Here is a 25,078-nt window from a genome sequence, read left to right as displayed (position 1 = left end):
GGCAGCGCACCCGCCGAAACGGGTGCGCTGCTCATTCCGGCTTCGTGCTGCGTGATTTCCTTAGGCGCTCAGGCGAGGACGCCCAGCTTGGAGCCCTTGCGGCCGAATGCGGCGGCGTCGATAGAGAGCCGCCCGGCCCCGGCCAGGGCCACGGCGAGGGCGCCGCCGCCGAGCGCAAGCACCAGCTCATAGCCCCCGTTGGCGACAAAGACGCCGGCCGGCGCATGTACCAGCACCAGCGCGCCGAGCATGTCCATTGCGAGGAGGGCGCCGAAGACGCGGGTCAGGAGGCCGGCGATGAGCGCGATGCCGCCCACGAGTTCCAGTCCGGCCACAAGCGGCGCGACGACGGACGCACCGGGGACGCCCATCTGGGTGAAGGCGGCCTGGGTGCCCGGGATGGTGAATTCATTGAATTTCTGCCAGCCGTGCGCGGCGAAGATGAATCCGACGATGACGCGCAGGACTGTAAGGGCTGTGTTGGTCAGGGTGGACTTGTTCATGGTTTTTTGCACCGTTCGTTGCGGTTGGCGGTCCGGGGGCGCTCCGGCGCGGGCCGGGATCTGCGACGCCCTCCTTAAGCAGCCTTGCGAAATATGCTTGAAGTGTCAAGTAAATGTGACGGGGAGCAACGAAGCCCCTGGCCTGTCCGCCCTGCCCGTTATGGTGGAAAAGTGCCCCAGACCGTAGCCCGTGCCGCCAGCCCGTCCCATGCCCGCGAGATCCTCCGCCTCGCCGTCCCGGCTTTCGGCGCGCTGATCGCGGAACCCCTGTTCCTCCTGGCGGACTCGGCCATCGTGGGCCACCTCGGCGTCAGCCAGCTGGCCGGCGTCGGGCTGGCTTCCACGTTGCTGCACACCGCCGTCGGGCTGATGGTCTTCCTTGCTTACTCGACGACGCCGGCGGTCGCCCGGGCGATCGGCGACGGCAAGCTGTCCAAGGCGCTCGCGGCGGGGCGCGACGGCGTGTGGCTGGCGCTGCTGCTGGGCGCGGTGCTGGCTGTGGCCGGCTTCTTCGCCGCCGGGCCGCTCGTAGACCTGTTCGGCGCCGGGGGAGAGGTGCGCGGCTTCGCCGTCGACTACCTCCGCTGGTCCATGCCCGGGCTGGTGGCCATGCTGCTGATCTTCGCGGGTACCGGAGTGCTCCGCGGCCTGCAGGACACCCGCACCCCGCTGGTCGTGGCCACCGCCGGCTTCGCCCTCAACATCGCCCTCAACTGGGTGCTGGTCTACGGGCTGCACCTTTCGGTCACCGGTTCGGCGCTTGGCACCAGCATCGCGCAGTGGGCCATGGCCGCGGTGTACCTGGTGATGGTGGGCCGCAACGCCCGCCGGCACAGGGTGTCCCTGCGGCCGGACTGGCACGGCATCCGTGCTATGACCACCGTGGGTTCCTGGCTGATGCTCCGCACGCTCTCCCTGCGCCTGGCGATCCTCGCCACCGTGCTCGTCGCCACCTCGCAGGGCGCGGTCAACCTGGCCGCGCACCAGCTGACAATGACCATCTTCTCCTTCCTGGCCTTCGCGCTGGACGCCCTGGCGATCGCCGCCCAGGCCCTGATCGGCAAGGAACTCGGCGCGGCCAGGCCCGCCCGGGCGCGCTTGCTCACCCGGACAATGATCCGCTGGGGCCTTGGCTTCGGGGTCGTGACCGGCGCCCTGCTGGCCGCGGCCGCGCCCTGGGCCGGCCTGCTCTTCACCTCCGACGCCGCCGTGCAGTCCGCCCTCACCGGCGCGCTCTGGATCCTGGCCGCCGGACAGCCGCTGGCCGGCTTCGTGTTCGTGCTCGACGGCGTGCTGATCGGCGCGGGCGACGCCCGCTACCTGGCGATCGCCGGCGTCGTGAACCTCGCCTTCTACTTCCCCCTGCTTGCCGCCGTCCACCTGGCGCGGCCCGAGGGGGCGGCCGGGCTGCTCTGGCTCTGGGCGGCCTTCGGCCTGGGCTACATGCTGGCCCGCGGAGTCACCCTCGGCCTGCGCTCGCGCAGCGACAAGTGGATGGTGCTGGGGTCATGACCCCCGGCCGCAGGAGGCCCCGGCGGCCGGACGGGTTCTGATCGCTAAACTGGATTGGTGACTTCCCCCTCCTCGTCAGCATCTGTCCCTTCCTTGCCCTCCGGCTCCGATGATGCCGCGCCGTGGAAGCCGGTGCTGCTGCGCGCCGCAATCGCCCTCGTTTTCGGGGCGCTGACGGTGTTCTGGGGGGCTCCCTCCGTGCAGGTCCTCGCCTGGGCGCTCGGACTGTACCTGCTGGCGACGGCATTTGCCGTGCTGCGCAGCGGAAGCGCTCCGCTTGGCCTGGTAGCTGTCGTCGCGCTTGGCGGCGTGGGAGCCCTGCTCCTCCAGTCCGACGCCGGTGCCGCCTTGTCCGCCTCCTTCGCCCTCCTGGTGCTCGGCCTGTGGGAACTGCTGCAGGGGCTGCGCGAGCGCGGACGCCAGGTGCTGGCGCGCGACTGGCTGATCTCCGGCGTCGTCGGTGTTGGGACGGCGGCCCTGCTGCCCTTCTTCATCGGTCTCGGAGCGCACGCACTGCTTGGCGTAGCCGGCGGCGGCGCCATCATTTCAGGCGTCCTGTGGATGCTCTCCGGGCTGAGCCTGCGGCATGACGCCGGCGGCCGCGGGAACGGTGGGCACGGCGTGCCCGCCGAGGACGTAAACTAGTTACCGTACCTTCTACTTTCTGTAGAACTCTTGAGGCGCGCGAGGCGCCGGCACCACGGCACCATTGGAGGACAACCTTGGCAGACCAGAAACCAGGAGAGCCGCGCAAGATGCGGACCTCGGTGAAGGGGCCGCTGATGTTTTCCGCATTCTGGGGCGTGCTGGTCTTCTTCGCCGTGCTGATCTTCGCCTCGGGCGGCAGCGGCCATTCGCCGCGCTTCGACCTCGCCTTCACCGGCGGCGGCATCGCCTTCATCGTCAGCCTGGTCATGGCTGCGATGCTCTCCATGAGCTACAAGGAAAACGCCGAGCACCTGGGCAAGGGCTCCGGCGTCAACCTGACCTCCCGCAAGCCCGGCAGCCACGGCGGCGCCGTTCCCGGCCCCGCGTCTTCCGGCCCCGCCCCGGAAAAGCCCGAGACCCCGGAGCCCGGGAACAACTGACGCAACGCCGGCGTGTCCTGCGCGCCGGATGGTCCTAGGCGCTCGCGCGGCGCGCCCGGTACGCGGCCACATGCGCCCGGTTGGCGCAGTTTCCCGTGTCGCAGTAGAGCTTGGAGCGGTTCCGGCTCAGGTCCAGCACCACGGCGTCGCAATCCTCCGCGGCGCAGACCCGCATGCGCTCGCTCTCCTTGCTGCGGATTACGTCCACTAGTGCCATGGCCGCCTCGGTGCCCATACGGTCCACGAGCGGCGCATCCGGCGTGGTTGCGTGCAAGTGCCAGTCCCAGTGATCGTGCTTTACCAGCTGGGGGAGTGCCTTCGCCTTCACCAGCAACTGGTTGATCGCCTGGACCGCGGTGTCCTCATCCGCTGTCCACAACGCTGCGAGTTCCCCGCGGAGCCGCTTGACGCTCTCCAATTCCTGTTCCGTTCCCGCCCGCACGCCGGAGAATTCCTCGGCGTCCAGGAAGGCATCCAGGTCCTCCGGGGAAACCAGTTCCTCGCCGCCGTTGGCAGCGGTGTTGATCAAATTTACGACGGCGCGCAGGGCCACCTCAGTGTCAGGTGCAAAAAGCACTTTGACTCCTTACTTGCTCGGGCGTATTGTCAGGAGCGTAACCTATTTTACTCCTGACAGGAGGCGTGCTGTGTCAGCTGCCAAGGGCCAGGGCGCGGCGGGCTTCATGGCCTCCGGCCTGGGCGTTGCGCTCTTCTCCTCCGCGGTCTTCGGGCTGTCCGGCTCTTTCGCTAAATCCCTCCTGGAGACGGGCTGGACGCCGGGTTCCGCCGTCGCGGTCCGCCTCAGCGGCGCGGCGCTGGTCCTGGCGGTGCCCGCCGTCGTCGCACTTCGCGGGCGCTGGCACCAGCTCAAGGAAAACTGGCTCACCATCCTGCTGTTCGGCCTGATCGGCGTGGCCGGCTGCCAGCTCTTCTACTTCAACGCCGTGGCCCGGCTGTCCGTGGGTGTTGCCCTGCTGCTTGAATACCTCGCACCCACCATGATCGTTCTCTGGCTTTGGGCGGCCACCCGGCGCCGCCCGCGGGCGCTGACTTCGATCGGCACCCTGCTGTCCCTGGGCGGCCTGGTCTTCGTGCTCGACCTCACCGGCGCAGTCAAGGTGGACTTCGTGGGTGTGCTCTGGGGCATGGCCGCGGCGGTCTGCCTGGTGATCTACTTCTTCATCACGGCCAAACAGAACGACGGCCTCCCGCCGCTGGTCCTCGCCGCCGGCGGGCTGCTGGCCGGTGCGATCGTCATGTGGGCCGCCGCGGCCTTCGGCCTGCTGCCGATGTCCTTCAGTACCGCGGACACCCACCTTGGCCCGTGGAGCACTCCGTGGTGGGTTTCGGTCGCCGGCCTGGTGCTGCTGTCCACCGTGCTGTCCTACGTCACCGGCATCATGGCTGCCCGCAGCCTCGGTTCCAAGGTGGCGTCCTTCATTTCGCTCACCGAGGTGCTGTTCGCCGTCGTCTGGGCCTGGCTGCTGCTGTCCGAGCTGCCGAGCCCCATCCAGCTCCTGGGCGGCGCTCTGATCATCTTCGGCGTGGTGCTGGTGCGCGTGGACGAACTCCGCGCCGAGCGCCTGGACGTTTCCGTGCCCGGCCACGCCGAGCCGTGCGCGGAGCTTGACCACGCGAACGACGTCGAACCCGTGCCTTCGGTGCGGACGGTCCCGGAACATTAACCGCCAGGAGCAACGGTTCCGTTAGGCGCCGGCTTAAACGCAGATGACCCCCTCAAATTTGAGGGGGTCATCTGTGTTTCGCCCGGTGTGTTGGGTCCTGAGAGAGGATCCGAAGGGCTAGCCGTTGGAGGCCTGTTCCTGCTCGTTGGCGTTCTTGGTGGCCTTCTTGCCGGCTTCGTCCAGGGCCTGGGCGACCTTCTGGAGGGCGGTCATGTGCTGGGACTGCCATTCGTTGCGGAACTTGTCGGCGTCCGGGCCCTTCCAGTCGGTGCTGTGCAGGACCTTGTTCAGGGTGTTGCGCTGCTGCTCGATTTCGTTCGAGCCGGCGCTGAGCTTGCTGCCGAGGGTCTTGAGTTGCTGTACATCTGCGCCCCACATGGCCATGGTGTTTCTCCTTAGGAATTCGCGGATCCGAACTCTTCGGCATCCCCAATACCTAGAACCTATCCCGGTCCCGCGAGGGGTGTCGATGGGCACGCCTCCCCATGAAGAGATCCCATGCGCGTTCGGCGCGCGTCAGAGGTTCACCAGGGCGACAAAAACGAGCGTTCCCAGCCCCACGCTGAGGAGGGTCCGCCGTCGTCCGAGTAGGTGGGCCGCAACGGTGACCGTCACCGCAACCACAGCGGGGAGCACCGCGCCGGAGTCTGCCGAAATGGTGCCGCGAAGTGTCGAGGCGGCGAGGATGCCGAGGATCCCCGCCGGCATCCAGAGCGAGAGCTTGCGGACGAGTCCCGAGTTCCTGAGGGAGCTCAGGGCCGCGAACGGTAGGGCACGCAGCCCGAACGTGATGGCGAAGGTGACAGCCAGGACCGCCAGGAGATAGGGGGTTTCAGGCATTGCTTGCTCCCGGGCGGCGGCTGAGGGCAAAACGAACCACCAGCAGGGCGAGGAACAGCAGGAGCCCCACGAAAAGCGCGCCATCCGGAGCAAGCACGACGGCGGTGCTGAAGCTGACTGCCCCGAGCAGCAGTGAGGGGAGCTGCTCGCGGCTCCGGGCTGCGTCGAGCGTCAGCGTCACGAACAGCGCGCACAACGCAAACTCAAGGCCCTCGACCCGGCCCGGCAGCCCCGACGAAATGCCTACACCGGCCAGGCCGCCCAGCACCCAATAGGACTGGAAAGCCATCTGCATGCTGATCAGGCGCCAGCTGTTCCAGCGGTCATTGGAGGCGGCGGTGACCGCATAGGCCTCATCGATCATGGCGTACATCGAATACGCCTTGGCGAAGGGATGCTTCACCGCGTGCAGCGGGAAGGAGAAGCTGTAGAAGACGTGGCGGAAATTCACCAGGAGTGTGGTCAGGGCGATGGTGGCCAGCGGAGTCGCCGTCACGATCATGCCAACGAGCAGCAGTTCCAGGGAACCGGCGAACGCGGCTGTGGAGAGGGCCGGTGCCAGCCACCACGGCAGCCCGGCCTGGACAACCAGCAGGCCGAAGGCAATGCCCAGCGGGAACATGCCCAGCCCTGCGGCAAGGGAGCTGCGCAGGCCCTTCGCGGTTTCCCGGCGTCGGGAGAAAACAGGAGGAGCGAAAGGCTCCGGATCAATCAGGTTCACGCTTTCCATGGTGCCCGGAACGACGTGGCAGCCGATTGCAAAGATTGCCCTCGCCGTGGGCTTCGGAGCAATATATCAGCATGGATTCGATGGACCGGGCAATAATTGCCGAACTCTTGCAGGACGGGCGCATTCCGAACGTGGAGCTTGCCGAGCGCGTCCACCTGACGCCGGGCCCCTGCCTGCGCCGGGTGCAGCGGCTGGAGCAGGAGAAAGTGATCCGTGGATACCGCGCTGTGGTGGATCCGGCTGCGCTGGACCGGGGCTTCGAAGTGATTCTCGACGTCGAACTCACCGTTTTCGACCGAGAGACCGTCTACGCCTTCGAGGAAGCGCTGGCGGCGATGGATGAAGTGGTGGAACTGCACCGGCTCTTCGGCTCGCCGGACTACTTCGTGCGGGTGGCCGTCAAGGACCTGTCGGCCTACGAATCCTTCCTGACCGAACGGGTCATGAGCCTTCCTGGCCTGCAGAAGGTCTCGTCCCGCTTCACCATGAAGACGATCAAGTCGGCGGATTCCGGAACTAAAGCATGAAGGCCCGATCCCGTTAGGGACCAGGCCTTCATGCCAAGGAGCGGCAATTGCCGGCCCCCCTGCTTCCCTCTTTGCGGAGGGAAATCTCTCGATCAGCTCGTCGGGGTGCTGGAGACGCAACCGTTGGCGATGAAATCTTCCGCTCCGGGGCCCCAGTTCAGGCCGTCGAAATGTCCGCTTGTGTTGGGCAGGGCCCAATCGAAGGGCGGAATGACATCTTCGAAGTCCTGGTGGTTCTGGTGTCCCGCCACGACAGCTATCTCATCGGTGGTGATGACCACGAAGGGGTTGTTCTCGCTGTGTGTTGCGTGACAGTAGGTGACTTGGTGGTCCGGCGGCGGCGAAGCCATCGCCGAAGGTGCAATGCCCAACAGGACGAGTCCGGCCACAGCGCCGGCAGCCCATAGTTTTTTCATGTTCGTTGTTCCTCAATCCAGGTTCTGAACCATGTTTCACTATCCACAGGCCGCGGCTGCCTAATCACGGACTGCCCGGTCTGTACGTACTGGCCGGCACGTTCAGCAATAAATCCCGTCGTTGGATACGTGGCGCAAATGGCACCCCCGCTTTACCGTCTCCACCGTCCAGCCTTTCGAGACGCGGCATTCCTGATGAATACCAGCACGCCAAGTGCGCGCTGCTTGAAGGATAGGCGTGCGGTACTTCGGGGCACCCGAGTAGCCGGTACTTGTCTTTTCCGTGGATTTCCGGCTCAATTCTTCATATCCCCGGCATTGTGTACTCGAATTCCGTTGCATGGGCCGCGCCGGGAATTGCGTGCGGCGCCTTTCCGGGGCTGCCCAATGCCGGCGGTGCGGCTTAGCATGAAGCCATGTGCCGCAACATCCATACCCTCCACAATTTTGAACCGCGTGCCACCTCAGCCGAAGTGGAAGCCGCCGCGTTGCAGTACGTGCGCAAGATCAGCGGAAGCACCAAACCGTCCAAGGCCAACGAAGCCGCGTTCGACGAGGCGGTGCACCAGATAGCGCACATCACGCAGCACCTGCTCGACTCCCTGGTGAGCCACGGTCCCGCCAAGAGCCGTGAAGAGGAAGCCGCCAAGGCCAGGGCCCGCGCTGCGATCCGCTTCGGCACCGCTTCCAATACACCGGCTTAAACACAGATGACCCCCTCAAATTTGAGGGGGTCATCTGTGTTTCGCCCGGTGTGTTGGGTCCTGAGAGAGGATCCGAAGGGCTAGCCGTTGGAGGCCTGTTCCTGCTCGTTGGCGTTCTTGGTGGCCTTCTTGCCGGCTTCGTCCAGGGCCTGGGCGACCTTCTGGAGGGCGGTCATGTGCTGGGACTGCCATTCGTTGCGGAACTTGTCGGCGTCCGGGCCCTTCCAGTCGGTGCTGTGCAGGACCTTGTTCAGGGTGTTGCGCTGCTGCTCGATTTCGTTCGAGCCGGCGCTGAGCTTGCTGCCGAGGGTTTTGAGTTGCTGTACATCTGCGCCCCACATGGCCATGGTGTTTCTCCTTAGGAATTCGCGGATCCGAACTCTTCGGCATCCCCAATACCTAGAACCTATCCCGGTCCCGCGAGGGGTGTCGATGGGCACGCCTCCCCATGAAGAGATCCCCCATGAAGAGATCCCCATGAAGAGTTCCCCCATCGACACCCGGGCCGACTCCGGCTGGCTACTTGCCGAAGCCGCGCAGCCTCAGGGAGTTGGCCACCACCAGCACGGAGCTGGCTGCCATCGCGGCGCCGGCGATCATCGGGTTCAGCAGCCCCAGGGCCGCCACCGGAATGCCCACCGCGTTGTAGAAGAACGCCCAGAACAGGTTGGTCTTGATCGTCGCCAGGGTCTTCCTCGACAATTCGATCGCCTGCACCAGCTGCCCCAGCTCGCTGCCCATCACGGTCAGGTCCGAAGCCTCGATTGCCACGTCCGTCCCCGAGCCCATCGCGATGCCCAGGTCCGCCTGCGCCAGGGCCGCGGCGTCGTTCACGCCGTCACCGGCCATCGCCACCGTGGCGCCCTCGGCCTGCAGCCGGCGGACGGCGTCCACCTTGCCTTCGGGCAGCACGCCGGCGAACACGTCCTCCGGTGCGATCCCGACGGCGTCCGCCACCTGGGCTGCCACCGCGGCGTTGTCGCCGGTAAGCAGCATCGGCCTGATGCCCAGTTCCTTCAGCTGCGCGATCGCCGCCGCGGAGCCGTCCTTGACAGTGTCCCGCAAGGCCACGATCCCGGCCGCAGTTCCGTCGACGGCCACCCAGATCGCGGTGGCGCCGCCGGCTTCCGAGTCCGCCAGCGCCTTGCGCTGCGCCTCGTCAGGGACGATCCCGTTCGTTTCCAGCCAGCCGGAGCGGCCCACGACGACGGTACGCGGGGTGCCGTTCGACGTCACCGTTCCGCGGACTCCGCCGCCGGGCGCGGAACTGAAGTCCGACACCGCGGGCAGGCTTCCGCCGTCGGGCAGTGCATCCTTGGCGGCTGCGGCAATCGCGTGCGCAATCGGGTGCTCCGAGGCAGCCTCCACCGCGCCCGCCAGGGCGAGGACCTCCGCGTCGCGGTACCCGTTCAGCGCGCCGCTGTTGAAGGGTATGGTCCCATCCACGGCCAGCTTTCCGCTGGTCACCGTGCCGGTCTTGTCCAGCAGGATGGTGTCCACGGTGCGGGTGTCCTCCAGGACCTGCGGGCCCTTGATGAGGATCCCCAGCTGCGCGCCGCGCCCGGTGCCGGTCAGCAGGCCCACCGGCGTCGCCAGCCCGAGGGCGCAGGGGCATGCGATCACCAGGACCGCGACGGCGGCAGTAAAGGACGCGTTCAGCTCCCCGGTGGCCAGGAACCAGGCCAGGAAGGTCAGCATCGCGAGGACCAGCACCACCGGCACGAACACCGCGCTGATGCGGTCGGCGAGCCTGGCGATCGGCGCCTTGCCGGTCTGCGCCTGGCTGACCAGCCGGCCCATTTGGGCCAGCGTCGTCTCCGAACCCACCCGGGTAGCCCGCACCAGCAGCCGGCCCGAGGTGTTGATGGTGGCGCCCGTGACCGGGCTGTCAGGGCCGACCTCCACCGGGACGGACTCTCCCGTCAGAAGTGAGGCGTCGACGGCGGACGTGCCTTCCGTGACCACGCCGTCGGTGGCGATCTTCTCGCCCGGGCGGACTACGAACACATCGCCGACACTGAGCTCGTCCGCCGGGATCTTGTGCTCGACGCCGTTGCGCAGCACCGTGGCGTCCTTCGCGCCGAGGCTCAGCAGGGCCTTGAGGGCGTCGCCGGCCTTGGCCTTGGCGTTCGCCTCAAGGTAGCGGCCCAGCAGCAGGAAGGTGGTGACCACGGCGGCGACCTCGAAGTACAGGCCACCGCCCATGCCCGCCATGGCTTCCATGCCCGGGTGCTCGGTCATCCGCGGGTTCGCGAACAACTGCCACGCCGAGTACAGGTAGGCCGCCAGCACGCCGATCGAAACCAAGGTGTCCATGGTGGAGGCGAAGTGCCGGGCGTTGATCGCAGCGGCCCGGTGGAACGGCCACGCCGCCCAGCTCACCACCGGCAACGCCAGAACGGCCGCAACCCAGCCCCAGTTCGCGAATTGCAGCGCCGGGATCATGGAGATCGCGAACACCGGCACGGTCAGCACGGCAGCGGCAATCAGCCGCGGGCGCAGGGTCTTGGCGCCGGGCCCGTGGTGCATGTGGTCGCCTGCCGCGGCGCTGTGGCCGCCGTGCTGTTCGTTGTCAACGGCGGTGTGGTCGCCTGCTGCGACGCCGCCAGGGACATGCTCTGCGTGCTCGCTCGTGGCGTGACCGCCGTGCTGCGTGTGCTCGTGTTCAACAGCGTGGTGCTCGTGGGCGCCAGGCTGGGGTTTGAGGTAGGCCTTGTAGCCCGTGGCGTTGACCGTGTCCAGAACCTGCTGGTCCGTGATGTCCGCCGGGACCGTAACGCTGGCGGATTCGAGGGGGAGGTTCACGGAGGCTTCGACGCCGTCCAGCTTGCCGAGCTTCCGCTCCACCCGGGCCACGCATGATGCGCAGGTCATGCCCTCGATATCCAGTTCGATGATGCGGGTACCTTGCTGATGGAGTAGTTCCTGGTTCCCCACGATGCCCCCTATGCGTCGTTGGCCACTACCAGGTAGCCGGCCTCGGCAACGGCTTCGCCGATCTCCGAAGGGGAGAGCTCCTGGTTGGAAGTGATGGTCACTGTCGAGATGCCGCCCGCGTTCAGGTCGATCGCCACGGACTTCACGCCGTCGAGGGCTTCGATTTCCTCGCTGACCGCAGAAACGCAGTGCCCGCAGGTCATGCCCGAAACGCTGACGTTGGTCTGGATGGTGGCGCTGTTCTGTCCCATGGCGTGCTCCTTGGTGGTGAGTTGGATGGTGTGGTGAGAGTTCGCGGGATTACCGCAGCAGGCGCCCGATGGCATCCGTGGCCTCCTTGACCTTGAAGTTGACGATTTCCGCACGGGACTCGGGGTCCGGCTCCGAGGCGGCTCCCACCACGCAATGCCCGATGTGCTCTTCCAGCAGGCCGAGGCTGACGGCGTGCAGCGCCTTGTTGACGGCGGCGACCTGGGTGAGGATGTCGATGCAGTACTTGTCCTCGTCAACCATGCGGGCGATGCCGCGGACCTGTCCTTCGATCCGTTTCAGCCTGCGCAGGTAGGAGTCCTTGTTCGAGGTGTAGCCGTGCTGGGCATGCGGCTCTTCGGGGGTGTCCGAAACAGGGGCAACGCCGGCCGGGGTGGTGAGGGGGTCTACCGTGCTCATGTCACCAATGTATACCCCCCGGGGGTACTTGGCAAGTACCCCCGGGGGGTATCTTTGCCGGGTGGTGCAACGCCCCGTCATTGATGTGGCCGACGCCGGAACCAGCTGCCGCCGCCGGGCACCCTGACACTGGACCGCCAATCAGGCGGTTCCCGCACGGTTAGACGGGGCCACCATCCAACTGTGCGGGAACCATCGATCCGGAGGGTTCAGGCTGCCCGGAAGCCCATGAACCGCCGGGGTCCTCAGGGCCTCAGCCACCCCACATTGCCAGGTACAGAGGCGTCACCGTCAGGCTTTCAAGCCGGGCGGTTCCTCCCTCGGAGAAGAGCGAGATGCTGTTGGCGCCGGCACCCGGGAAGACCTGGTCCGTGATGGTTGCCAGGCCGTCCTGGGCAAAGAGTTCCACGGACGCCCGGTCAACATAAAGGCGCATGCGTAGACGGCCGTCGATCAGTTCCACACGAGCGTCCTCCACCGAACTGAAGGCCGGGTGGAAGTCTTCATTGCCGGAATTGCTTCTGTCGATGGAAAGCCGTTGCGTGGACGGGGCGTAGCCGACCCTGGTTGATTCACTGGAATTTCCAAGCACCTTCAAGCCGAAGGATGACGCCGTTCCGGGAGAAAACTCTGCGTCAATCTGGACCGTGTCACCTGTGATGGGCAGGGTGCTCGTTCCCGGCTGGATGTCCTGCCCGGTGGAAATGGTGTACGCCGCGGAGGTGTTCTTGAGCGCGTCCGCCTGGGATACCACCTGCTGCTGCAGCCGCGGACCGGTAGCAGTCTGGGTCAGGACGACTTCGCGGGGCAGGGCCATGGTTCCCCGCCATGTGGTTGTGGGGGTGTCCTGGCCGTAGTCCCAGTTGTTCATCCAGCCCAGCATGATGCGCTTCCCGCCTGGGGCATCATTGAAGGACACCGTGGCGTAGTAGTCCCTTCCCCAGTCCAGCCAGTCATGGGGCTCCAAGCGGGAAGTGTCCGAGGAAACGAACTCGTCCGCCAGGATGTGCCCCCAGCCGCCGCGGTTGTTGTCAACGATCCTGATGGTGGCCTGGCTGCCCTTGAAGGCGCTGACGTCCCACGCGGTCCATGCCAGGTGTTCGGTGTTAGCGCCGCTTGCGGTCCGGACTGTTTGGCCGTTGACCACCAGGTTCACCGTGGTTTCGCTGCTCCGGACTTTTGCCGGCTCGGATCCGAGCACCATGTTGTCCAGGGTCAGGTGCCCCCACGGGCCCGTCGCGTTGTCCACGATCCGGATGCGGGCGATCTGGCCGTACCAAGGGGAAACGTCCCAGTTCTTCCAGTTCAGGTCCCCCGAATTGGTGCCGCTCGTGCTGCGGACCGGCACGCCGCCCACCAGCAGTTCCACCTGGAGTTGCCCGTCGTTCCGTTCGCCGCCGCCCAAAAGGAAGCCGATGTTGGTGTTGGTCAGGTAGAACTCGGGGGACGTGATGGTGCCGACGTTGTTGTCCTGGTACGGGCCGCCCTCGAAGGTGTTGATCCGTTTTCCGAGGGCGAATTCACCGCCCGACGTCGAGGGGTTCAATGCCGCCTGGAAGTCGCCGGTGAGCTGCCAGCCAGCCTGCGTGAGCGTTCCGGGGTAGTCGAAGCCGTCGAACAGCAAGTACCCGGGAGGCGCCTGGTTGCCCGACTGCTGGCCGGGCCCCTGCGGGTGCTTCCCGCCGCCCACCAGGAAGTTGAGGTAGTCCTTGTCCACGGTGAAGGGTGCCGATTCCATGGTGCCCACGGGGTCGTCTCCACCATGGAAACCGTTCACCAGTCCGGCCCCGATGTTGCCTGCCACCGGCATCTGTCCTGCGAGGCTTCCGGCGGCGGGGACGCTTCCCCACGGACCGGCGCTGTTGGAAGGATCGTTATGGACGTTCCACCCGCTGTAGTTGCCGTTGTTGAAGCCGGCAAGGGCTCTGCCGGACGGTAGCTGGTCCGCTGGATCGACGTTCTCGGCGGTGAACGCTGTCCCGTTGAAATCGCCCACAAAATACTGGCCGCCACTGCCGCCGGCCACTGCGCCCGGATTGATGTTCACGGCGAGGACCCACTTGATGTTGTTGGGGTTGCCGTCGACAGCCAAGGGAAAGAGGTCCGGGCATTCCCATTGCCCGCCGAAGGCATTTGCCGGCCCGAAGTCGTCCAGGTAGACCCAGTCCTTCAGGTTGGTGCTCTTGTAGAAGAGAACCCGGTGCTCATCGGCCTCGACGGCGGCCATCACCCAATAGTCCGGTCCGGACGGGTTGTCGTACCAGAAGACCTTGGGGTCGCGAAAGCCGGAACTGTTCCTATTGAGGACGGGGTTGTTGCCGTACTTGGTCCAGGTCTGCCCGTCGTCGAGGCTATAGGCCAGTGATTGCGCCTGCTTGCCGGCGAGAGTGGGGTGGGCGCCGGTGTAATTGCTCGTGTACACGGCAACCAGGGGAGGGCTCTGCAGGGATCCGAAACCACTGGTGTTCTGGGTGTCCACCACCACGGACCCGGAAAAGATCTCTTCAACCACCTGTGTTCCGTTGAAGCCGCGGGAGATAGCGAGTGGCTGCTCCTGCCAGTGGATGAGATCCGTGGACGAAGCATGGCCCCAGCTCATGTCCCCCCAGCGGGTCCCATTGGGGTTGTATTGGTAGTACATGTGGTACTTGCCGTTGTGGTAAACGAGTCCGTTGGGATCGTTCATCCAGTTCTTTTCCGGCGTGTAATGCAGGTAGGGCCGGTGTTGCTGAGTCGCCGGATCGGGATCGGTGGCGAGGGCAGCGTTCGGGGCTATGGCGAAAGAGGCGGCGGTGAGGGCCACAGCCGTTCCTAGTGAAAGCAGTGCTTTGGTGCGTCTGGTCATCGTTGACAGACCTTTCAAGAGTGCTTGCCTTGCAATACAGCGGACGCGCAGTAGATCGAACGCGCAGTAGTTTGAACGCGCAGTAGATCGAGCGCGCAGTACTGCGAACGACGACGACGGACGTCACCTAAGGGGGCGGCGTCCGCCGTCGTCGTTGTTTTGGCCGCCAAGCGGCCGCGGCAGGAACCCTACGGCGTCGCCCTGAACGAGTAGCTGCTCTGGTAGGGCTCGAACTGGGCCTGGCTGCCGCTGTCCAGGACCTTGGTTCCGGTGGTCGCGGAATCCAGCACGACGGTCTTGACCGCGGTGGCGGAAACCGTGTTGTTCGCGGCGATGTAGTTGTTGTTCCCGGACGCCACCAGGATGATCGTGGGCGTGGCGCCGGTGGGCGTGACCGAAGCAGAGGGCACATCGAAGCTGAAGTGGTTGCCCGTGACGGTGTTGTTGCCGCCTTCGAGGTGTACCAGGCCGAAGAGCTCGTCGAGCCCGTTGTTGTACTGCATCAGCGGACCGAACTTCTCGGTCTCGCGGAAGAAGTGGTTGGCGCCGATGAGGTTTTCCGTGCAGACGCCTTCGAAGTTCACCATGCCCGGGTAGTAGCCGTGCAGCCGGTTGGCGCTGATCGAGGAGCGCGTGACGTTCTTGAAGTGCACCATGCTCTTGCCGCGGGGGAAGACGTTGTTGCCGGAGACGAGCAGGCCGTAGTGGCCTTCGGCGAAGATCGAGAAGCCCACGTAGCCGGCGCCGATCAGGTTGTCCGTCACCTTGGAGGCCTGGCCGGAGCCGATCAGCTTCACGCAGGTGCCGTTCTCCGCCAGGAAGTTCCCGCTGACGCTCAGGGCATCGGCGTCCCTGACCACCAGGCCGCGCTCCAGGTAGACCATGCCCATGCCTTCGACGCGGCAGGAATCGTTGGCCGAATCGAAGAGGATGCCGGTCTTGCCGTTGACGTAGGAATTCTGGTTGCTTCCGAAGGAAACGCCGTCCAGGCAGAAGTTCTCGAACACCACGGCGCTCAGGCGCGGGTCGCCGGTGCGGTAGACCCGGAACGCCTCGCTGTTGCCGTCCGTGTTCTCCACCCGCACGCGGCTGCCGCCGGGGTTGATCTCGTGCCAGCTGGAGGTGTTGCCGGCGTTGTACCGGATGCTCAGCGAGGTGAAGCCGTGGCCCGAACCGCGGATGGTCAGGTAGCTGATGTCCACGTTGACGCGGGTCTTGAGGGAGTAGTCTCCGGGCGGAATGTAGACCACGGCGCCGGGCTTGGAGGACTGGCTGGTCTGCTGGCTCTTGATGTCGGCAATGATGCTGTTGATGATCAGCCCGATGTCGTTGTAGGGCGTGGCCGAAGGATTGCCCGGTACGGACCAGGTGGTGACGTCATAAACGGTGGTCAAAGCTTGTTCTCCTCACATCGTTGGGGGACTGGCAGTACTGCTCTTAGACGGCGACTGCTCTTAGGCGGCGCCGATTCTCAGAGGACGCCGATCAGGTGGCGGTGCCCGGTGCCCGACGGCGGGAGCCCGGCGCCGGGAGCCGGATGCTGTTCCGGCGGGGCCGCGTTGGCTGGACTGCCGAATGCTGTCATTGCGACGGCGGAGCCCGCTGCGGCTGCCGTGGCCAGGAAGGCGCGCAGCACGTTCCGGCGGCTGATGTCCGGGATGGGGTTCATCTGTTCTCCCTTGAACTGGTGTTTCCGGTGACGGCTTTCCGGGTGCGGCCAAAATTTGCCAAAACGGTTTTTCGCCGCTCGATGACCTTAGGGCCGCGCAAACCTTTGCGTCAAGGATGAAAGTCATTGCGACGGCTGCCAAAACAATTTTCCTTGTGACCCTTGACACGTCCGGCGAAGACGCTTACGGTTTTGCCAAGTCGTTTTGGCAAAACGATTCTTCACCCCGATCAATCTCGCCATTTCCGTTCGAGAGAAAGTGAGTCGACAGCGATGTCCACTCGAAAGACCATCAGCAGGTTCGCCGTCATTGGCGGCATTTGCACCGCCGTCGCACTTGCGGCAACCGGGTGCGGCGCAGGGGGCCCGTCGTCCACGGGTGGCGCCGCCAACAGCACCGTGAACGTCCTTGTCGAGGCCGGCGGCCACGCCGAACTCACCGGCGTCGCCGAACAGTGCAAGAAGGACGCCGGCGTCAACGTCAACTTCGTCGAACTGCCCTACGACGGCATGTTCAACCGCCTTTCCAGCGAATTCTCCTCCGGCAACGTCTCCTTCGACGTCGCGGCCCTGGACTCCGTCTGGCTGCCGAGCTTCAAGGACGCCGTCCAGCCCATCGACGAACTCTTCACCGACGAGGCCAAGAAGGACATCTTCCCGGCACTGGTCAAGGAAGCGAACGTGGACGGCCACTTCATCGGCATGCCGGCCTGGACCAACGCGGAGATCATCCTCTACCGCAAGGACCTCTTTGAGGACCCCAAGAACAAGGCCGACTTCAAGGCCAAGTACGGCTACGAACTGGCCGCTCCCACCACCTGGAAGCAATACCAGGACATCTCCGCCTTCTTCACCCGCGACGGCATGTACGGCACGGATGTGAAGGGCGCCGTCGAAACCGAATGGCTGGCACACGTGCTGCAGGCCGGCTCCCCGATGGTCCTGGACGCCGACGGCAAGGTGATCGTCGACAACGCAGCCCACAAGGAAGCCCTGGACTTCTACACCAGCCTGGTGAAGTCCGCCCCGTCCGGCGCCGCGCAGGTCGACTGGGCCGCGGCGCAGAACCTGTTCAACCAGGGCAAGACGGCCATGACCCGCTTCTGGGCCCACGCTTACCGCCAGATCCCCAAGGATTCCCCGGTGGCCGGCAAGGTGGGCGCCGCGGCGATGATCGGCGGCAGCGCCGGCGTCGCGGGTGTTCCCGGCCCGTGGTATCTCTCCGTTCCCAAGGCCACCAAGAACACCGAGGCGGCCAAGAAGTTCGTGAAGTGCGCCTACGACTACAACAGCATGGGCATCGAATCCAGCCTGGGCCTGGCCGCACGCATTTCAGCCTTCGAGAAGTACCAGGACAAGCCAGGCTACGAGAGCTTCAAGCCGCTGATCGAAACGCTCAACGGCAAGGCCACCGCCACCCGCCCGGCGACCGCCAAGTGGCAGCAGATCGTGGACACCGTCCTCATTCCCACCCTGCAGAAGGCAGTAGCCGGCGGTGACTCCGCCGCCCTCCTCGCTGACGCCAAGAAGCAGATCGAGGCACTCCTCAAGTAAGACTCCGCGGCCGGCACCTGCCCATGCAGGCGCCGCCAAAGCGGCACCGCCAGTGCGGTGCCGGCCGTGGCTCCAACCAGCGGAAGAGAAAACCGTGCGTATCTCCGATCGCCGCTTCGCATTGTTCCTGATGACCCCTGCGGCGCTTTTCCTGGCAGTATTTGTGGCCTACCCGTTGTTTCGCCTCGTGGCGGACAGCTTCTTCAAGATCTCGCCGATTGCCGGAGGCCCGCGGGACTTCGTCGGCTTCGAGAACTACTTCCGGGCCTTCGCGTCCGAGGCGTTCATGGGTGCGGGCTGGCGGACCCTGGCCTACACGGCTGTAGTGGTCACCCTCGAATTCGCGCTCGGCCTCGGCATGGCCCTGCTGTTCACCACTTTGGGCCGCAAGTCCCAGGTATGGCGGACCGTCTTCCTGTACCCGCTCATGATCGCCCCGATCGTGGCAGGCCTGCTGTGGAAGTTCCTGATGATCGACAACTTCGGCCTCATCGGCACCCTCCTGCACCAGGCGGGCATCCTCAACGACCCCAACCAGATCGGCTGGCTCTCCGACCCGGACATCGTGCTGTTCTCGGTGGCCATCCCGGACATCTGGCTGACCACCTCCTTCATGTGCCTGGTCCTCTTCGCGGGGCTCCAGAACATCCCGGGCGATCTCATCGAGGCCGCGAGGCTGGACGGTGCACGCGCACCGGCCCTGTTGTTCCGGATCATCCTCCCGCTTCTGCGGCCTGTGATCGCCGTAGCCCTGGTGGTCCGCGGCATCGACGCCGCCCGGGCCTTTGACACCATCCTTATCCAGACCAACGGCGGGCCCCAGTCCGCTTCCGAGACCATGAGCCTGCTGATTTACCGCACCATGATCCGCTTCGGCGATCCCGGCCTGGCAAGCGCGATGGGCACCATCTACCTGCTGGCAATGCTCGGCGTCGCATTCTTCGCCGTCGCCACCATCTGGCGGCCAGGAAAGGACAACTGATGCGCACTGTGGACTCCAGTCCCCGCGGTCACGCCGCCGACGGCGCGGCCAACCGCCCCCAGCAGGCCGGCGTCGTGCTTCCGCTCGCCTCAGCCGTGCAGACCGAACGCCGCGGGGAACCGCTGACGGCCCCGGCCGTCCGTAAACCGCGGCGCCGCCGGCACCACGCGGAAGGGCTCGAAGCCGGCAAGCGCAGCACCCGGGCGCTGCTGTGGATCCTGCTCGCGGTAGCCATGGTCCTCTACGGCTTCCCGTTCCTCTACCTGCTGTTCACGTCCTTCAAGACGCCGATCGATACCATCGCGGTCCCGCCCACCATCCTTCCCAAGGAATGGACGCTGGAGAACTACGCCAACGCCCTGGGCCGGAACGGAGTGCTGGCCTCGTTCATCAACAGCGCCCAGACCGCGGTGATCAGCACCCTCCTGTCCCTGGTGCTGGCCGTCCCGGCGGCCTACGGGATCACGCGGTACAAGACCCCCAGCGGTCGCGTGTTCATCATGGCCGCGCTGGTCACCCGGATGGTGCCGCCGGTGGCCATCGGCATCCCGCTGGCCGGCATGATGTCCTCGGTGGGGCTGGCGGATACTCCGATTGCGCTCTCGATCGCGCACACCACCATTTCCTTGCCGCTCTCGATCTGGCTGATGTCCAGCTTCTTCGAGGCCGTGCCCCGGGACCTGGAGGAAGCTGCGACCGTGGACGGCTGCAGCAGGCTCGGGGCCCTGTGGCGGGTGGTGATCCCCGTGGTCTCCGGCGGCATCGCGGTCACCGCGATCTTCGCCTTCCTGGCGTCCTGGAACGAGTTCCTCTTCGCACTCCTGATGACGGCGATCCGCTCCCAGACAACGCCCGTGGTGATCGCGAACTTCCAGACCCAGTTCGGCCTGGACTGGGGGTCGATGACCGCGCTCGCGGCGGTCTACTCGATCCCGGTCATCCTCCTGACGCTTCTCCTGCAGCGCAAGATCGTCGCAGGCATGACGCTCGGGGCAGTCAAGGGCTAGCGCCGTCAAGGGCTGGACCACCATCAACCAGTAGCCTACTGGTAGCCCCCAGGGGCATCACCGAACCATAAGGACGTGGGAGACAGATGAGCAACAAGAACATCGGTATCAAGGACGTGGCCACCGCCGCCGGCGTCTCGGTGACAACTGTCTCCCACGTCCTCAACGATGTTTCCTACGCGCGGATCAGCCCCGAAACCAGGGACAAGGTCCGGGCCATTGCGGAGCAACTGGGCTACGGCCCCAACCGCCTTGCCCAGGCCCTTCGCACCCAGAGGACCGGCATGCTGGGTCTGGTCAGCGAGGATATCGCCACCACCCCCCACGCCGGCCGGATCATCCTCGGCGCTGACGAGGCCGCCAAAGCCCGGGGGTACAACCTCATGATCATCAATACCCCCGGCTCAGCCAGCCTCGAATCCCGGCAGGCCGACGTCCAGGCACTCCTGGAACGCCGGGTGGACGGAATCCTCTACGCCACCATGTACCACCGCAACGTGGAGCTGCCGGCCAACCTCGGCAGCGTGCCTTCCGTCCTGGTCGACTCGGTTGCTACCGGCGGAAACATCACAGCCGTGATCCCTGACGAAGAAGGTGGTGCACGCGCCGCCGTGGGCGCGCTCCTCGAAGCGGGCCACACCCGGGTGGGCTTCATCAACAACACCGATGATGTCCCCGCAACCCATCAGCGGCTCCAGGCCTTCCGGGCCACGCTGACAGAAGCTGGGCTCGACGGCGACGCGGCACCTGTCGAGTCCGAGGTCTCCGAGGTGCAAGGCGGCTATGAAGCGGCCCGGCGGATCCTGGCGCGCGAGGACCGCGCCGACATGCCTACGGCATTGTTCTGCTACAACGACCGGATGGCGATGGGAGCCTACCGCGCCGCTGCGGAGTTGGGACTCGCCATCCCCGCAGACCTCTCGGTAGTCGGCTTCGATGACCAGGAACTGATCGCCGCCAACCTTTATCCGAGCCTCACCACCGTTGCCCTGCCTCATTACGAGATGGGTGCCTGGGCCACCGAGCACCTGATTGACGCCATCGAGGGGAAGACCGACCTTACCCTCATGGCACTCCACCCGACCATTCTGAGCTGCCCCCTCGTGCGCCGCGATTCCATCGCGGCTCCCCGGCCGTAGGCAGCCAGCCCCTTCCACTTCCCAATAGGAACGCCCAGACATGACCAGTCGCCTTGATGCCGCACGCCCGGAAACAACCCCGGCCGGAACCTCCAGGTTCCGGCCTGCCATCCACTTCACGGCAAGGGATACCTGGCTGAACGATCCCAACGGCCTGGTCTTCTACGACGGCCTGTACCACCTCTTCTACCAGAACAACCCGTACGGCAACGTCTGGGGCAACATGTCCTGGGGCCACGCCACCTCCCGTGATTTGCTGCACTGGACGGAACACCCTGTTGCCATTGCCTGCGACGAGACGGAGGACGTCTTTTCAGGGAGTGTCGTTGTCGACCACGGCAACACCTCCGGTTTCGGCACGGCGGGCGCACCTGCCCTCGTAGCCATTTACACCAGTTCCTTCAAGGCCCCCTCCGAACACAGCGGCACGCAGGCCCAGTCCCTGGCCTACAGCACGGACGCGGGAATGACGTGGCGGAAATACGAAGCAAACCCCATCCTCACCAGGAACTCCGCGAACTTCCGCGACCCCAAAGTCTTCCGCTACCAAGGGGAGCAAGGTGCCTGCTGGGTCATGGTCGCCGTCGAAGCGCAGCAGCAAAAGGTGGTCTTCTATCGTTCGGACGACCTCAAATCCTGGGACTTTCTGAGCGACTTCGGCCCGGCCAACGCCGATGCCGGCGAATGGGAGTGCCCCGATCTCTTTCCCCTGGCGGTGGACGGGGACCCGGACACCATCAAATGGGTGCTGATCGTCAACATCAACCCCGGCGCCGTGGCAGGCGGTTCCGGCGGCCAGTACTTCATCGGGCACTTCGACGGCGCCCGGTTCCTTCCGGACGCCGGTTCCCTTGCGGCGCCGGGCGGAGTGTCCGCCATCGCCGATCCGGAGGCAGCCGCTGCCGCCTTGCGGCACTGCCTATGGCTGGACTGGGGGCGCGACTGCTACGCCTCAGTATCCTTTAGCAACGCCCCGGATGACCGTCGCATCATCATCGGCTGGATGAACAACTGGGACTATGCCAACGAGCTCCCGACCGACCCCTGGCGGTCCTCGATGACCCTCGCACGCGAAGTGCGGCTCACGGCAGTCAACGGCTCCGCGCGTCTGATCCAGCAACCGATCCTGGCCGGCCCCGGTGCACGAGCAGGGCAGTCCGCGGAAGTCATGAACGCAGACGCCTTTGAGCTGCGCAATTCAGCCCTCCGATTGCCGGATGCGGTACCCGGCAGCGCCCAAATCATCGAGGCGGAGATACTGCCCGGAAGCGCCGAACGCCTTGATTTCCGACTCTTCGGAAGCAGCGAGGGGAGCATGGGCACCACCCTGAGCTACGACACAAGCAGCGCGCAGCTCACCCTTGACCGCAGTCAGTCAGGAAACACCTCCTTCCACGGGAAATTCGCTTCGGCCGAGTCGGCACCGGTTGACCTTGAAAACGGTGTGCTCAAGCTGCTTATCGTGGTGGACCACTGCTCGGTCGAAGTATTCGTCCAGGGCGGCAGGGTGGTCCTGACTGATCTCGTCTTCCCCGATGCCGGAAACCAGGAGAACTGGCTATCGGCCGAGGGAGGCTCGGCAACAATACTGAAGCTCGCCGTCTCAACGCTCAGCTAACCGGGACACAAAGGAAAGAAGCTATGTCCAGCAACAACTACTACGACGTGACTACGTGGCCCGTCGGCAATCCGTCCGAGGACGTCGGCGAAGTCATCAACAGCATCATCGCCGACATCAAGGACCGGCAGTCCGCCACCGATGTGAACAACGGAGGAAAGCCAGGCGCGGTGATCTACCTCCCGCCAGGGGACTACCACCTCCGCACCCAAGTGGTGATCGACATCAGCTTCCTCAGGATCCAGGGCTCGGGACACGGTTTTACCTCGTCGAGCATCCGGTTCAACGTTCCCGAGGACGAATGGCCCGACTTGCATGAGTTGTGGCCCGGAGGCAGCCGCATTCTCGTCGACATTCCCCTCGGCGAAGGCGGGGAGGAATCCAAGGGCGCCGCCTTCTACGTTGAGCGAAGCGGGAGCCCGCGGATCAGCTCGGTCGAGTTCTCAAACTTCTGCATCGACGGACTGCATTTCAACCCGGATGGCTCGGGAATGCATCCGGAGAACAGCTACGTGAATGGCAAGACCGGTATCTATGTCGCGAACGCCAACGACTCCTTCCGCGTAAACGGCATGGGGTTCGTCTACCTTGAGAATGCCCTCACCATCTACCACGCGGACGCGCTTTCCATTCACGACAACTTCATCGCGGAATGCGGGAGCTGCATCGAGCTGCGCGGCTGGGGACAGGCCTCCAAGATCACCGACAACCTGGTCGGCGCAGGACCCAAGGGCCACTCGATCTACGCCGAGAACCACGGCGGGCTCCTGATCACCGCGAATAACGTCTTCCCCCGTGGTGCGAGCAGCGTCCATCTCCACGGCGTCACGCGTTCAAGCGTCACCAACAACCGTTTGCATGCGTTCTACCCCGGCATGGTGGTCCTCGCAGCAAACAGTTCGGAAAACCTCGTGGCCACGAACCACTTCCTGCGTGACCATGAGCCCTGGACGCCCTTCCTGGGAGTCGACAACGGGCTGGACGACCTCAACGGACTTCTCTGTGTCAGCGGCAGCCACAACTCCGTCGTCGGCAACCACTTCTCCGAGGTCATCGACTCGCAGAGCATCCGGCCGGCAGGTGCGACGCCTGTCATCATCCGGCTGATCGCGGGGTTCGGCAACTTCGTCTCCAACAACCACGTGGTGGCGATGGACGTTCACGCCAAGTCAAGTGACTCCTGCTTCGAGGCCCAGGTGGACGCCCTGCTGGCGACCGAGGCTTCGGACGGCCTCGCCGTTACGGCCGTGATGGTCGATCCCGAATCCGCCCGGAACACGATCCTTGATTCCGGAAGCGACGCCGAGGTTATCGCAGACAGGGCTGTTAACGCCTTCAGGGCCACGCCGACGATCGGTTTCCAGGCGGCACAGGACTTGGGGCCCAGGTAACCGCCAGGCCCGGTGAGGACGACGGCGGACTTGACCCGTCCGCCGTCGTCCTTGGCTGGCTACTGGTGTACCGGCGCCCAGGCGCCTGTGCTGATGGGCCCAGCGGCGCCCGTGCCGACAGCCTCCGGTGCCGCCGCAGCGTCGAAGCGGTCGAGACGGAAGGTCTTCAGCACCGGCGAAGGCGCCCCGGTGAGGATCTCTTCGGCGAGGAGTTCCCCGAGGATCAGCCCGAGGGTCGCTCCCGAGTGGGTGAACACAGTGTGGAGGCCAGCGATCGCAGGCACCGGGCCAACCACGGGTTCGCCGTCGCCCGGAATGGGCTTCAGCCCGGCGCCCACGCGCTGCGCGGTCAGCCGCGGGTTGCCGGCGAGCACCTTCGAGGCTTCATCGAGCAGGCCCTGCACCGACTCCTCGGGCACGGTGAACGACCCGTCGTCCTCGGTGACAACTGTCTGTTCGGCCCAGTCGGCGTCGAGCACAAGCCGGCCGTCGGGCATGGGCCGAACCGCAACGCGCGGAGTGTTCAGCACGGTCTTCACTTCGACATCCACCGGGTCCGTGAACAGCACGAAGGCTGCAGGCGTGGCATCCGGGACAGTCACTCCCAGGGCGGCAAGCTGGGCCGGAACAGCGCCGCCTGTGGCGAGCACCACTTCGTCGGCGGGCAACCGGGTTCCGTCGCCGAGGATCACGCCGGACGCAGCGCCATGCTGCACGTCTACCCGTACATTGCCGGCCTGTTCGATGACGCGCGCGCCGTGGGCCGTCGCTTCGGCGGCGAGCACCGGGATGAAATCGGGCATGTTCACCCAGCCTTCGCCCGGGTTGTAGATGGCACCCTCTTCGGCAACGGCGTCGGGATTTACATCGGGCGCAACGCGCGCGACGTCGGCTCGGTCCACCCAGACGGCGTCGTACCCGCCCGCGCGTTCGAAAGCGAAGGTTTCGCGGAAACTCTCACCGGGACCTGCCCATTTCAGGGCGCCGTCGAAGCGGATGTAGCCGCGGCTTTCCGGGTGGCGGGCGCTCCAGGTGCGGTAGCGGTCGATGGCAAGCATGCGCAGGTAGTGGTAGCCCGCGGAACGGGCTCCCGAAGAATTCAGCCACGCGATCGAACGGCTGGAGGCACCGTCCGCGAGCGGCCCGGCGGTCACGAGCGTCACCTGCGCACCACCCTTGGCAAGGTGTGCAGCAGTGGAGACTCCGAGGATGCCGCCGCCGATCACGGCGACGTGCTTCTTGGGGGACGTGGAGGACATGGT

26 protein-coding genes are annotated in these 25,078 nt (G+C 65.5%); 12 read left to right on the top strand and 14 right to left on the bottom strand.

Annotated features, from left to right (window positions below):
• Positions 1 to 68: 68 nt before the first annotated feature.
• A complete protein-coding gene (locus tag ACN9M4_RS19900; RefSeq protein WP_426301007.1) occupies positions 69 to 503 on the bottom strand; it encodes a DoxX family protein in 435 nt (144 codons plus the stop codon).
• 171 nt (positions 504 to 674) lie between these two features.
• Here ACN9M4_RS19900 and ACN9M4_RS19895 point away from each other — a divergent pair, with 171 nt between their 5' ends.
• From ACN9M4_RS19895 to ACN9M4_RS19885, 3 genes are all read left to right on the top strand, one after another.
• Positions 675 to 2,015, top strand: a complete 1,341-nt coding sequence (locus ACN9M4_RS19895; RefSeq protein ID WP_426301005.1) for an MATE family efflux transporter — start codon at positions 675 to 677, stop codon at positions 2,013 to 2,015.
• 132 nt (positions 2,016 to 2,147) lie between these two features.
• Positions 2,148 to 2,660 (top strand): hypothetical protein, encoded by a 513-nt coding sequence (locus ACN9M4_RS19890; RefSeq protein WP_426303558.1) that lies wholly within the window; start codon positions 2,148 to 2,150, stop codon positions 2,658 to 2,660.
• 77 nt (positions 2,661 to 2,737) lie between these two features.
• Complete coding sequence (locus tag ACN9M4_RS19885) at positions 2,738 to 3,103, top strand: hypothetical protein (RefSeq protein WP_426301003.1); 366 nt, start codon at positions 2,738 to 2,740, stop codon at positions 3,101 to 3,103.
• A 34-nt stretch (positions 3,104 to 3,137) separates the two neighbouring features.
• Here the strand turns inward: ACN9M4_RS19885 and ACN9M4_RS19880 are convergent, their stop codons facing one another.
• Positions 3,138 to 3,680, bottom strand: coding sequence for a CGNR zinc finger domain-containing protein (locus ACN9M4_RS19880; RefSeq protein ID WP_426301001.1), 543 nt, complete (start codon positions 3,678 to 3,680; stop codon positions 3,138 to 3,140).
• Positions 3,681 to 3,786: 106 nt separating this feature from the next.
• On the opposite strand from ACN9M4_RS19880, the gene ACN9M4_RS19875 reads away from it, so the two are divergent.
• Positions 3,787 to 4,788: an EamA family transporter gene (locus tag ACN9M4_RS19875; RefSeq protein WP_426303556.1), complete on the top strand. Its 1,002-nt coding sequence runs from the start codon at positions 3,787 to 3,789 to the stop codon at positions 4,786 to 4,788.
• A 117-nt stretch (positions 4,789 to 4,905) separates the two neighbouring features.
• Here ACN9M4_RS19875 and ACN9M4_RS19870 read toward each other — a convergent pair whose 3' ends face one another.
• The 3 genes from ACN9M4_RS19870 to ACN9M4_RS19860 all read right to left on the bottom strand — a co-directional run bounded on the left by ACN9M4_RS19870 (position 4,906) and on the right by ACN9M4_RS19860 (position 6,349).
• Positions 4,906 to 5,172, bottom strand: coding sequence for a WXG100 family type VII secretion target (locus ACN9M4_RS19870; protein ID WP_426300989.1), 267 nt, complete (start codon positions 5,170 to 5,172; stop codon positions 4,906 to 4,908).
• A 132-nt stretch (positions 5,173 to 5,304) separates the two neighbouring features.
• Positions 5,305 to 5,628 (bottom strand): branched-chain amino acid transporter permease, encoded by a 324-nt coding sequence (locus tag ACN9M4_RS19865; protein WP_426300999.1) that lies wholly within the window; start codon positions 5,626 to 5,628, stop codon positions 5,305 to 5,307.
• A complete protein-coding gene (locus ACN9M4_RS19860) occupies positions 5,621 to 6,349 on the bottom strand; it encodes an AzlC family ABC transporter permease (RefSeq protein WP_426300997.1) in 729 nt (242 codons plus the stop codon). The genes ACN9M4_RS19865 and ACN9M4_RS19860 overlap by 8 nt, the downstream gene beginning before the upstream one ends.
• 80 nt (positions 6,350 to 6,429) lie before the next feature.
• Between ACN9M4_RS19860 and ACN9M4_RS19855 the strand changes: the two genes are divergently transcribed.
• On the top strand, positions 6,430 to 6,885 hold the full coding sequence (locus tag ACN9M4_RS19855; protein ID WP_426300995.1) for an Lrp/AsnC family transcriptional regulator: 456 nt from the start codon (positions 6,430 to 6,432) through the stop codon (positions 6,883 to 6,885).
• Positions 6,886 to 6,977: 92 nt separating this feature from the next.
• Here the strand turns inward: ACN9M4_RS19855 and ACN9M4_RS19850 are convergent, their stop codons facing one another.
• Positions 6,978 to 7,301 carry a hypothetical protein gene (locus ACN9M4_RS19850; protein WP_426300993.1) on the bottom strand — a complete coding sequence of 108 codons (324 nt, stop codon included), beginning with the start codon at positions 7,299 to 7,301 and terminating at the stop codon, positions 6,978 to 6,980.
• A 416-nt stretch (positions 7,302 to 7,717) separates the two neighbouring features.
• On the opposite strand from ACN9M4_RS19850, the gene ACN9M4_RS19845 reads away from it, so the two are divergent.
• Complete coding sequence (locus tag ACN9M4_RS19845; RefSeq protein ID WP_426300991.1) at positions 7,718 to 8,005, top strand: DUF2277 domain-containing protein; 288 nt, start codon at positions 7,718 to 7,720, stop codon at positions 8,003 to 8,005.
• Between the two features lie 80 nt (positions 8,006 to 8,085).
• Here ACN9M4_RS19845 and ACN9M4_RS19840 read toward each other — a convergent pair whose 3' ends face one another.
• The 7 genes from ACN9M4_RS19840 to ACN9M4_RS19810 all read right to left on the bottom strand — a co-directional run bounded on the left by ACN9M4_RS19840 (position 8,086) and on the right by ACN9M4_RS19810 (position 16,125).
• Positions 8,086 to 8,352: a WXG100 family type VII secretion target gene (locus tag ACN9M4_RS19840; RefSeq protein ID WP_426300989.1), complete on the bottom strand. Its 267-nt coding sequence runs from the start codon at positions 8,350 to 8,352 to the stop codon at positions 8,086 to 8,088.
• Between the two features lie 172 nt (positions 8,353 to 8,524).
• Positions 8,525 to 10,942 (bottom strand): heavy metal translocating P-type ATPase, encoded by a 2,418-nt coding sequence (locus tag ACN9M4_RS19835; RefSeq protein ID WP_426300987.1) that lies wholly within the window; start codon positions 10,940 to 10,942, stop codon positions 8,525 to 8,527.
• 8 nt (positions 10,943 to 10,950) lie between these two features.
• Complete coding sequence (locus tag ACN9M4_RS19830) at positions 10,951 to 11,193, bottom strand: heavy-metal-associated domain-containing protein (protein WP_426300985.1); 243 nt, start codon at positions 11,191 to 11,193, stop codon at positions 10,951 to 10,953.
• A 49-nt stretch (positions 11,194 to 11,242) separates the two neighbouring features.
• Complete coding sequence (locus ACN9M4_RS19825; RefSeq protein ID WP_426300983.1) at positions 11,243 to 11,611, bottom strand: metal-sensitive transcriptional regulator; 369 nt, start codon at positions 11,609 to 11,611, stop codon at positions 11,243 to 11,245.
• A 253-nt stretch (positions 11,612 to 11,864) separates the two neighbouring features.
• On the bottom strand, positions 11,865 to 14,456 hold the full coding sequence (locus ACN9M4_RS19820) for a GH32 C-terminal domain-containing protein (protein WP_426300981.1): 2,592 nt from the start codon (positions 14,454 to 14,456) through the stop codon (positions 11,865 to 11,867).
• Between the two features lie 188 nt (positions 14,457 to 14,644).
• On the bottom strand, positions 14,645 to 15,850 hold the full coding sequence (locus tag ACN9M4_RS19815) for a NosD domain-containing protein (RefSeq protein WP_426300979.1): 1,206 nt from the start codon (positions 15,848 to 15,850) through the stop codon (positions 14,645 to 14,647).
• 77 nt (positions 15,851 to 15,927) lie between these two features.
• Positions 15,928 to 16,125, bottom strand: a complete 198-nt coding sequence (locus tag ACN9M4_RS19810; protein ID WP_426300977.1) for a hypothetical protein — start codon at positions 16,123 to 16,125, stop codon at positions 15,928 to 15,930.
• 273 nt (positions 16,126 to 16,398) lie between these two features.
• Here ACN9M4_RS19810 and ACN9M4_RS19805 point away from each other — a divergent pair, with 273 nt between their 5' ends.
• The 6 genes from ACN9M4_RS19805 to ACN9M4_RS19780 all read left to right on the top strand — a co-directional run bounded on the left by ACN9M4_RS19805 (position 16,399) and on the right by ACN9M4_RS19780 (position 23,816).
• On the top strand, positions 16,399 to 17,679 hold the full coding sequence (locus tag ACN9M4_RS19805; RefSeq protein ID WP_426300975.1) for an ABC transporter substrate-binding protein: 1,281 nt from the start codon (positions 16,399 to 16,401) through the stop codon (positions 17,677 to 17,679).
• Between the two features lie 94 nt (positions 17,680 to 17,773).
• A complete protein-coding gene (locus tag ACN9M4_RS19800) occupies positions 17,774 to 18,661 on the top strand; it encodes a carbohydrate ABC transporter permease (protein WP_426300973.1) in 888 nt (295 codons plus the stop codon).
• Complete coding sequence (locus ACN9M4_RS19795; RefSeq protein WP_426300971.1) at positions 18,661 to 19,668, top strand: carbohydrate ABC transporter permease; 1,008 nt, start codon at positions 18,661 to 18,663, stop codon at positions 19,666 to 19,668. The genes ACN9M4_RS19800 and ACN9M4_RS19795 overlap by 1 nt, the downstream gene beginning before the upstream one ends.
• An 86-nt stretch (positions 19,669 to 19,754) precedes the next feature.
• Entirely contained in the window at positions 19,755 to 20,807 is a 1,053-nt protein-coding gene (locus ACN9M4_RS19790) for a LacI family DNA-binding transcriptional regulator (protein ID WP_426300969.1), read from the top strand.
• 40 nt (positions 20,808 to 20,847) lie between these two features.
• Entirely contained in the window at positions 20,848 to 22,425 is a 1,578-nt protein-coding gene (locus ACN9M4_RS19785; RefSeq protein ID WP_426300967.1) for a glycoside hydrolase family 32 protein, read from the top strand.
• A gap of 23 nt (positions 22,426 to 22,448) precedes the next feature.
• Positions 22,449 to 23,816, top strand: a complete 1,368-nt coding sequence (locus ACN9M4_RS19780; protein ID WP_426300965.1) for a right-handed parallel beta-helix repeat-containing protein — start codon at positions 22,449 to 22,451, stop codon at positions 23,814 to 23,816.
• Positions 23,817 to 23,875: 59 nt separating this feature from the next.
• Here the strand turns inward: ACN9M4_RS19780 and ACN9M4_RS19775 are convergent, their stop codons facing one another.
• Positions 23,876 to 25,075: an NAD(P)/FAD-dependent oxidoreductase gene (locus tag ACN9M4_RS19775; RefSeq protein WP_426300963.1), complete on the bottom strand. Its 1,200-nt coding sequence runs from the start codon at positions 25,073 to 25,075 to the stop codon at positions 23,876 to 23,878.
• Positions 25,076 to 25,078 lie beyond the last annotated feature (3 nt).

The sequence above is a fragment of the Arthrobacter sp. R-11 genome, assembly GCF_049913155.1.
GTDB lineage: Bacteria > Actinomycetota > Actinomycetes > Actinomycetales > Micrococcaceae > Arthrobacter.
Note: the sequence above shows the minus strand (reverse complement) of the source record. Positions and strands in the feature narration are given on the sequence as shown.